At 71.2% G+C, this 8,156-nt stretch carries 11 protein-coding genes; 5 read left to right on the plus strand and 6 right to left on the minus strand.

The features are described from left to right. Both GH736_RS13100 and GH736_RS13105 read left to right on the plus strand, forming a co-directional pair. The coding region (locus GH736_RS13100; protein WP_162529557.1) for a 2-oxo acid dehydrogenase subunit E2 at positions 1–720 on the plus strand (720 nt) is incomplete at its 5' end. Positions 721–747: 27 nt separating this feature from the next. Then, a complete protein-coding gene (locus tag GH736_RS13105; RefSeq protein WP_159603963.1) occupies positions 748–1,056 on the plus strand; it encodes a 4a-hydroxytetrahydrobiopterin dehydratase in 309 nt (102 codons plus the stop codon). A 43-nt stretch (positions 1,057–1,099) separates the two neighbouring features. Here GH736_RS13105 and GH736_RS13110 read toward each other — a convergent pair whose 3' ends face one another. The 3 genes from GH736_RS13110 to GH736_RS13120 are packed head-to-tail and all read right to left on the minus strand — an operon-like array spanning position 1,100 to position 2,203. Then, positions 1,100–1,528, minus strand: a complete 429-nt coding sequence (locus tag GH736_RS13110) for a cupin domain-containing protein (RefSeq protein WP_159603965.1) — start codon at positions 1,526–1,528, stop codon at positions 1,100–1,102. 31 nt (positions 1,529–1,559) lie between these two features. After that, positions 1,560–2,042 (minus strand): GNAT family N-acetyltransferase, encoded by a 483-nt coding sequence (locus tag GH736_RS13115; RefSeq protein ID WP_203230762.1) that lies wholly within the window; start codon positions 2,040–2,042, stop codon positions 1,560–1,562. Beyond that, the gene (locus GH736_RS13120) at positions 2,021–2,203 is read right to left on the minus strand and encodes a hypothetical protein (protein ID WP_159603967.1); all 183 of its coding nucleotides are present in this window, start codon (positions 2,201–2,203) and stop codon (positions 2,021–2,023) included. The genes GH736_RS13115 and GH736_RS13120 overlap by 22 nt, the downstream gene beginning before the upstream one ends. 3 nt (positions 2,204–2,206) lie before the next feature. Here GH736_RS13120 and GH736_RS13125 point away from each other — a divergent pair, with 3 nt between their 5' ends. Continuing rightward, a complete protein-coding gene (locus GH736_RS13125) occupies positions 2,207–3,106 on the plus strand; it encodes a serine hydrolase (RefSeq protein WP_159603969.1) in 900 nt (299 codons plus the stop codon). A gap of 33 nt (positions 3,107–3,139) precedes the next feature. Then, on the plus strand, positions 3,140–3,745 hold the full coding sequence (locus GH736_RS13130; protein WP_159603971.1) for a P-loop NTPase family protein: 606 nt from the start codon (positions 3,140–3,142) through the stop codon (positions 3,743–3,745). On the opposite strand, the gene GH736_RS13135 is transcribed toward GH736_RS13130, so the two are convergent. Both GH736_RS13135 and recO read right to left on the minus strand, forming a co-directional pair. Further along, a complete protein-coding gene (locus tag GH736_RS13135; protein WP_159603973.1) occupies positions 3,685–4,494 on the minus strand; it encodes an isoprenyl transferase in 810 nt (269 codons plus the stop codon). The genes GH736_RS13130 and GH736_RS13135 overlap by 61 nt on opposite strands. Continuing rightward, positions 4,491–5,228, minus strand: coding sequence for a DNA repair protein RecO (gene recO, locus GH736_RS13140; protein WP_159603975.1), 738 nt, complete (start codon positions 5,226–5,228; stop codon positions 4,491–4,493). The genes GH736_RS13135 and recO overlap by 4 nt, the downstream gene beginning before the upstream one ends. A gap of 98 nt (positions 5,229–5,326) precedes the next feature. Here recO and GH736_RS13145 point away from each other — a divergent pair, with 98 nt between their 5' ends. Continuing rightward, on the plus strand, positions 5,327–5,986 hold the full coding sequence (locus tag GH736_RS13145; RefSeq protein WP_159603977.1) for a trimeric intracellular cation channel family protein: 660 nt from the start codon (positions 5,327–5,329) through the stop codon (positions 5,984–5,986). Between the two features lie 91 nt (positions 5,987–6,077). Here GH736_RS13145 and leuA read toward each other — a convergent pair whose 3' ends face one another. Continuing rightward, entirely contained in the window at positions 6,078–7,853 is a 1,776-nt protein-coding gene (gene leuA / locus GH736_RS13150; RefSeq protein WP_159603979.1) for a 2-isopropylmalate synthase, read from the minus strand. Between the last annotated feature and the right edge of the window lie 303 nt (positions 7,854–8,156).

Raw genomic sequence — 8,156 nt, forward strand, 5'->3', positions numbered from 1 at the left:
CTCGGTTCGCTCTCCGTCGCGGCCCACTACTTCCCGCTCGGTGCGGGCTTCGGCAGGTATGGGAGCTACACGGCCGGCGCCACGTACTCTCCCGAGTACGTCGAGCTCGGGTTCACGCGCATCGACGTGACGGCGACGATGGAGCTCCTCCGCGGCATCCGCGACGACCGCGCCTTCGCGGGGCACAAGGTGACCCCGCTCACGGTGGTGGCGAAGGCCGTGTGCATCGCCGCGGGTCGCACCCCCGAGGTGAACTCCCGCTGGGATGAGGAGGCCCAGGAGATCGTGCGCTACGGCGGCGTGAACCTCGGCATCGCCGCGGCGACAGGTCGGGGCCTCGTGGTGCCCAACGTCAAGCACGCCGAGCGGATGACCCTCATCGAGCTCGCCGACGCGATCGCCGCGCTCGCCGAGACCGCGCGTGCCGGGCGCACCCAGCCCGCGGACCTCAGCGGGGGCACCCTGTCGATCACGAACATCGGCGTCTTCGGCATCGATGCCGGCACGCCGATCCTGAACCCGGGTGAGGCGGTCATCCTCGCAATGGGCGCCGTGCGACGCCAGCCGTGGGAGCACCGCGGCGAGATCGCCCTGCGCGAGGTCATGACGCTCTCGCTGTCGTTCGACCACCGGCTCGTCGACGGGGAGCAGGGGTCGCGGTTCCTCGCGGACATCGGCGCCATCCTGCGCGAACCGGGTCTCGCCCTCACGATGGCGTGATCATCGCATCGGCGGGAGGATGGGCGCATGCATGATCCGCGCGTCATCCTCTCGCCGGCCGAGACCGGCTCCGAACTCGACGGGTCGGGGTTCACCCACGAAGACCACCTCGTCGGGGCGTTCCGCACCGCCGACTTCGCGAGCGCGGTGCGACTGCTCGACGCGGTCGCGGTCGAGGCGGATGCCGCGGACCACCACCCCGACGTGCACCTCGGATGGGGCCGCATCTCGTTCGAGCTCAGCTCGCACGATGTGGGCGGCGTGACGAGCCGCGACGTGGCGCTCGCGCGACGTATCCGCGAACTCGCCGAGGAACAGGGCGCGAAGCCCGTCTGAGCGCAGCGACGCCGGCCGCCCGGGGTGGCCCGCGTGGCGTCCGCTACCAGGGCGCCGGGCGGTCGTTGTCGCGCGTGCTGTCGTCGGGGAAGTGCGGCAGTTCGGTGCCGCCGGCGCGGATGCAGAGCCAGCGCAGCTGCTCGGCGCTGTCGGGCGCGCAGCGCCAGGTGCGCCACACGTCCTGGCCGACGCGGACGACGGTACCGGCGCCGACGTCGACGAGGTCGTCGTCGAGTCCCATCTGGCCCCGCCCGGCGAGGAAGACGTAGACCTCCTCGATGCGCGCGTGCGTGTGCCAGTAGCCGGCCTCCTCGCCTGGCTCGAGGGCGTTGGCCGTCATGCCGATGTACTGCATGGTCAGGTCGTGGTCGACCACCCGCCGGCCGTCGCGCGAGCTCTCGGGCCGGAATCCGCCGTAGTGGCCGCGCCACTCGTCGAGTCCGCCCATCTCCAGCACCTCGTAGTCGCTCACGTCGCCACTGTAGCGGGGCGTGACGGCGGCATCAGGCGAGGACGTAGATCCGCTCCTCGATCTCGGCGCCGCGCGCGTTCGCGTAGCTCACCTCGGTGCCGACCTGCTGGAACCCGAGCTTCTCGAGCACGGCGATGGATGCGGCGTTGTCGGCAGCGACGCGCGCGCGCACCGGTCGTTCGCCCAGGGTGTCGAGGAAGAGGCGCATCGCCCGCGTCGCGATGTGGCGATTCCACTGCGCCGGGTCGATCCAGGTGGTGATCTCGGCGGCGCCGTCCTCGAACCAGCGGGCGACGCTGCCTACGATCTCCCCATCGGCGCGAACCGTGCGGGCGTCGACCGTCGGGTCGGCGAGCAGGCGCCGCCAGTGGGCGTCGAACATGGCGCGATCGCTCGGGTCGGGCGGCGTGAACGCGGCCATGCGCACCGCCGCCTCGTCCTGCTCGAACGCGAAGAGTGCATCGAGATCCCCGTCGCGGGTCGCGCGCAGGGTCACGACATGAGGCTCGCCCACGTCATCTCCTCCAGGATGCCGCGGATGGTGCCGTCGGCAGGTCGGCGCCCGGGGATGCGGGCGCTGTGCGGAGTGGAGTTCAGGAGTCCGAAGGCGGCGTGTGCCCGGAACCTGAGCTCCGCCTCGGCCCGATCGGGCCGGAGTCGGGAGAGGGTGTCCACCCAGTGCTCGACGTAGCGACGCTGCAGCGAGCGCACGTCGTGGCGTGCGCCGCGGTCGAGCTGCTCGAGCTCGCGGTCCTGCACGACGATGACGTCGGCCTCGCCGATGGCGAAGCGTACCCGCTCGCGTCCGTGGTGAAGTTGCCGCTCGCCATCGCCGTGCTGCGGGAGGCGGCGAACGGCTCGATCGACCTCGCCGCGCAGGTGGACGTCGATCCCCTCACGCGCACGCCTGGGCTCACGGGCCTCTGCAGGTTCGAGCATCCGGCACGCGTCTCCGTCGAGGACCTGCTCTACCTGGCGGTGTGCGTGAGCGACGACACGGCCGCCGACGCGCTCTTCGAGCGGTGCCCGCCCGCCCTGGTCACCGACCTGCTGCGCGGCCTCGGCATCACGGAGATCACCGTGAGGCACTCCATCCGCGAGCTCCACGAGACCCTCGCGAGCCGCCTCACGCCTGACGAGCTGCCCCAGGCCCTCGCGCTCGCCATCCAGGCGTCGACGCGCGGCGGCGGGCACCTCATCCCCCAGCTCGACGTCACGCATGCCAACGCCGGCACTTCGCGAGCACTCGTCGACCTGCTCGAGCGCCTCTGGTCCGGCCCCGAGCTCGCCGGCCAGCGCGAACCGGTTCGCCGCCTGCTCGGCATGAACCTGATGCGCCATCGGCTCGCACCCGACCTGGAGTCCGACGACGCCGAATGGTGCTCGAAGACGGGCACGTTCCTGCACCTCCGGCACGAGGTCGGCGTACTCGAGCACGCCGACGGCAGCGCGTTCGCGATCGCGGTGCTGAGCGAGTCGTCGGTTCCGGCGCGTCGGCAGCCGGGCGCCGAGCAGGCCCTCGGGCACGCTGCCCGGTTGCTGCACGACCAGGTGCGCGCGACGCGATCCACCCGCTGATCGGATGCCGCGCGGGGCCGCTACGCTCGGACGATGCCCACTCCCGAGCCGGCGCCACGGGTCTCACCGCTGCCCCGGCGCATCCTCGTCGCGGGCACCAGCGGCTCGGGCAAGTCGACGCTCGCGGCACGGATCGCAGAGGTCGGCGGGCTGCCGTACGTCGAGATCGACGGGCTCTTCCACGGCCCCGGCTGGACGCCCCGGCCGGAGTTCGAGCGTGACGTCGACGCGTTCATCGCGCGACCGGCGTGGGTCACCGAGTGGCAGTACCCCTCGGTGCGGGCGCGCCTCGCCGCCACCGCCGACGCACTCGTCTGGCTCGACTACCCACGGCCGCTCGTGATGCGACGCGTCATCCGTCGAACGCTCGCACGACGCATCCGGCGCACCGAGCTGTGGAACGGCAACACCGAGCCACCGCTGCGCACCATCGCGACCGACCCCGACCACATCATCCGGTGGGCGTGGCGCACGCATGCCCGCCTGCCGGCGATGGTGCGCGCCGCGGCGGCCGCGAACCCCGCGCTCGAGATCATCCGGCTCGGCAGCCCTCGGGCGACCGAGCGGTGGCTGCGCGACTACGCCGAGGCGGTGGGTGTGTCGATCGCCCCGCCGAAGCGCCGGTTCCGGCCAGCGTAGAGCTCGATCGCCTGCCACAGGTCGACCCGTGAGAAGTCGGGCCAGAGCGTGTCGAGGAACACCATCTCGGCGTAGGCCGACTGCCACAGCAGGAAGTTCGACGTGCGCTGCTCGCCCGAGCTGCGCACGAAGAGGTCGACGTCGGGCAGGTCGGGCACGTAGAGGCGCTTCGCGATGAGCTTCTCGGAGACCGCCGACGGCTTCAGGCGCCCGGATGCCACGTCGTCGGCGATCGATCGCACCGCATCGGTGATCTCGTTGCGTCCGCCGTAGTTCACGCACATGGTGAGGGTGAGCGTGTCGTTGCCCGCGGTGAGCCGCTCGGCGAACTGCAGCTCGTTGATGACGGACGCCCAGAGGCGGGGCCGGCGCCCCGCCCAGCGGATGCGTACGCCCCACTCGTTGAGCTGGTCGCGCCGCCGGTGCAGCACGTCGCGGTTGTAGCCCATGAGGAAGCGCACCTCGTCGGGCGACCGCTTCCAGTTCTCGGTCGAGAACGCGTACACCGACAGGTGCTTCACGCCCGCCTGGATCGCGCCGGCGACCACGTCGAGCAGCGCCACCTCACCGGCCTTGTGGCCCTCGATGCGCGTGAGCCCCCGGCGGTTCGCCCAGCGGCCGTTGCCGTCCATCACGATGGCGACGTGGCCGGGCACCGCGCCCTTCGGCAGCTCGGGCGGGTACACGCCCGTCCAGTCGATCGGCCGATAAGGCACGGCGTCGCGGTGCGTGTAGGGCTTCGGGGTCACGTGGTCGTCGTTTCTCTCGAGACGTGCGGCAGCGAACGCAGCCCGCGTTCGAGGTGCCACTGGGTGTAGGCGGCGACGATGCCGCTGGCCTGGTTGCGGTCGCCGGATGCCGCAGCCTCGGCGAAGGCCCAGTCGCCGGCGAGCAGCGCGCCGAGCAGGGCGACCGTGGAAGGCGCGATGCGCGGGGTGCCGGGTGGTGCGCAGTCGTCGCAGACCACCCCGCCGAGCTGCACCACGACCGCCGTGTGATCGCCGGGGTTGCCGCACCGGGCGCAGTCCTGGAAGCTGGGCGCCCAGCCCGCCAGGGCGAGCGCGCGCAGCAGGTAGGAGTCGAGCGTCAGGCTCGCACCGTGCTCGCCACGGGCGAGCGAGCGCAGGGCGCCGACGAGCAGCAGGTACTGCTGCAGCGAGCCCTCAGCCTCGGTGAGCTTGTCGGCCGCCTCGACCATGGCGTTCGCGGCCGTGTAGGCCGCGTAGTCCTGCGTGATCTCGGCGCCGTACGAGCCGATCGACTCGGCCTGCGTCACGACGTCGAGCGTGCGGCCCTCGTAGAGCTGCAGGTCGGCGACCATGAACGGCTCGAGTCGCGCCCCGAACTTCGAGCCCGTGCGCCGTACGCCCTTGGCGACCGCGCGCACCTTGCCGTGCCGCCTCGTGAGGAGCGTGAGGATGCGGTCGGCCTCGCCCAGCTTGTGGGTGCGAAGCACGACGGCTTCATCTCGGTAGACGGGCACCCTTCATTATCGCGCGCGCGTCCGACGTCGGCGCCGAGCCCGGCGGCGCGAGCCGTCACGTGCAGCCCGGAGCACGCGTCGGATGGTTCACTGGTGGCGTGGCCTCCGCACTCTTCGTCATCCCCCTGTGGCTCGACCTGACGGCGGTCGCGATCGGTGCCATCCAGGGCGCCATGTTCGCGGCCCGGCTCACCGAACGCCGCATCGACCTCCTGGGCGTGGCGCTCATCGGGGTGATCGTGGGACTCGGGGGCGGTCTCCTCCGCGACATCCTGCTCAACCAGCTGCCCGCGGCCATCTCCGACAACTGGTACATCCCGGTCGCCACGGCCGCCGCCCTGCTCGGCATGCTGTTGCTGCGCGTCTTCACGCGCCTGAACGGCCTGATCATCGCGCTCGACGCGGTGACGATCGGCCTGTTCGGCGCGATCGGCACGTCGAAGGCGCTCGCCTACGGCGTGCCCGTGGTGCCTGCGATCTTCGTCGGCGTGATCTCGGCGGTCGGCGGCTCGATCCTGCGCGACGTGGCGCTCAACCTGCCGATCGCGCTCATGCACGTCGGTTCGCTCTACGCCATCGCCGCGACGGCCGGGACGACGCTCCTCGTCGTGCTCGTCGCGTTCGACGTGAACATCGTGGTCGCCGCGACCGCGTGCGTGATCGTCACCACCCTCACCCGCCTCGGCTCGGTGCGCTACGGGTGGAGCCTTCCCGAGCAGCGGGCGCTCGGCAGCTGGCGGGTGTGGCGGCGCGCGTAGCGCAGCGACAAAGCGAGCGGATGCCGCAGCGACGCCCCCGTGACATGGCGGATGCCGCGCGCCGACGTGGGCGCGCGGCATCCGTCGCTCGTCAGACCGCGACGACCTCGCGCTCGGCCTCGGCAGCCACCCTGCCCCGGATCGCCCGGTTCACTGCGGAGACCACGGCCTTCAGCGACGCGGTCGAGATGTCGGCGTCGATCCCGACGCCCCACAGCACGCGGCCCTCGACCTCGAGCTCGACGTAGGCGGCCGCGAGCGAGTCGCCGCTCGCCGAGAGGGTGTGCTCGACGTAATCGCGCAGCTTCACGTCGACGCCCTCGGTGCCGAGCACCGCGAGGAACGCCGAGATCGGCCCGTTGCCACTCGCGTCGGCCTCGATGCGCTCGTCGCCGTCGCGCAGTCCGACGCGCACGTGCACGACGCCGTCGAGGGCGCTCTCGGTGCGGAGCGACAGCAGCTCGAACCGGCCCCACTTCTGCTCGGGGCGATCGGCCGGCGCCGGCAGGTACTCGTCGTTGAAGACGCGCCAGATCTCGTCGCTCGAGACCTCGCCGCCCTCGGCGTCGGTCTTCGCCTGCACGACGCCTGAGAACTCGATCTGCAGCTTGCGCGGCAGGTCGAGGGCGTGGTCGGCCTTCAGCAGGTAGGCGACGCCGCCCTTGCCCGACTGCGAGTTCACGCGGATGACGGCCTCGTAGCTGCGACCCAGGTCGCGCGGGTCGACGGGCAGGTACGGCACGGCCCATTCGAGCTCGTCGACCGTGACGCCGCGGCGCTCGGCCTCGGCCGCCATGGCCTCGAAGCCCTTCTTGATGGCGTCCTGGTGCGAGCCGCTGAACGCCGTGTAGACGAGGTCGCCCGCCCACGGCTGCCGCTCGGGGACCGGCAGCTGGTTGCAGTACTCGGCGGTGCGCTTCACGTCGTCGACGTCGGAGAAGTCGATCTGCGGGTCGATGCCCTGCGTGAACAGGTTGATGCCCAGCGCGACGAGGTCGACGTTGCCGGTGCGCTCGCCGTTGCCGAACAGGCAGCCCTCGATGCGATCGGCGCCGGCCATGTAGCCGAGCTCGGCGGCGGCGATTGCGGTGCCCCGGTCGTTGTGGGGATGCAGCGACAGGATGACGTTCTCGCGGTACGCGAGGTGGCGGCTCATCCACTCGATCGAGTCGGCGTAGACGTTGGGCGTGGCCATCTCGACGGTGGCCGGCAGGTTGATGATGACCTTGCGCTCGGGCGTCGGCTCGAACACCTCGAGCACCTGGTTGCAGACGTCGACGGCGAACTCGAGTTCGGTGCCGGTGTAGCTCTCGGGCGAGTACTCGTAGTAGACCGTGGTGCCGGGCACCGACGACTCCATCTCACGGCACTTGCGCGCGCCGTGCAGGGCGATGTCGATGATGCCCTGACGGTCGGTGCGGAACACGACCTCGCGCTGCAGCACGCTCGTGGAGTTGTAGAGGTGCACGATCGCCTGCTTCGCACCGGCGATCGACTCGTACGTGCGCTCGATGAGGTGGTCGCGCGCCTGCGTCAGCACCTGGATGGTGACGTCGTCGGGGATCGCGCCCTCCTCGATGAGGCTGCGCACGAAGTCGAAGTCGGTCTGGCTCGCGCTCGGGAACCCGACCTCGATCTCCTTGTAGCCCATGCGCACGAGCAGGTCGAACATGATGCGCTTGCGCTCGGGGCTCATCGGGTCGATGAGGGCCTGGTTGCCGTCACGCAGGTCGACGGCGCACCAGCGGGGTGCGGTCGTGATGCGCTTGGACGGCCACGTGCGATCGGGCAGTTCGACGCGGATCTGCTCGTGGAACGGACGGTAGCGATGCACGGGCATCGACGACGGCTTCTGGGTGTTCTGCATGGGGTGCTCTTCTCGCTTGTTCGGATGGATTCAGCCGACGACGAACTCCGCAGCGAGGGAGGCCTGGATTAGGACTCGCTGCGGCAGCTAAGGAGGAGCAGGCCGTGAAGCACGAGCCAAGGCTAACACCGAGGGGTGGGCCGAGCGCAAACATGACGGACGAGCGGATGCCGCGTGGCTCGCGGCATCCGCTCGTCGAAGCGCCTCGCGCGACCGTCAGTCGACCGCGAGGGCCACGACCGGCGCGACCCGCATGGCGCGACGCGTGGGGGCGACGGACGCGACGAGCGTCAGTACGCCCGC

This window comes from Agromyces humi (assembly GCF_009720255.1).
Taxonomy (GTDB): Bacteria; Actinomycetota; Actinomycetes; order Actinomycetales; family Microbacteriaceae; genus Agromyces; species Agromyces humi.

Excerpts from the sequence above, each read along its gene's own strand:
- leuA (WP_159603979.1), bottom strand. The coding sequence starts at position 7,853 with ATGCAGAACACCCAGAAGCCGTCGTCGATGCCCGTGCATCGCTACCGT.
- GH736_RS13105 (WP_159603963.1), top strand. The coding sequence starts at position 748 with ATGCATGATCCGCGCGTCATCCTCTCGCCGGCCGAGACCGGCTCCGAA.
- GH736_RS13130 (WP_159603971.1), top strand. The coding sequence starts at position 3,140 with ATGCCCACTCCCGAGCCGGCGCCACGGGTCTCACCGCTGCCCCGGCGC.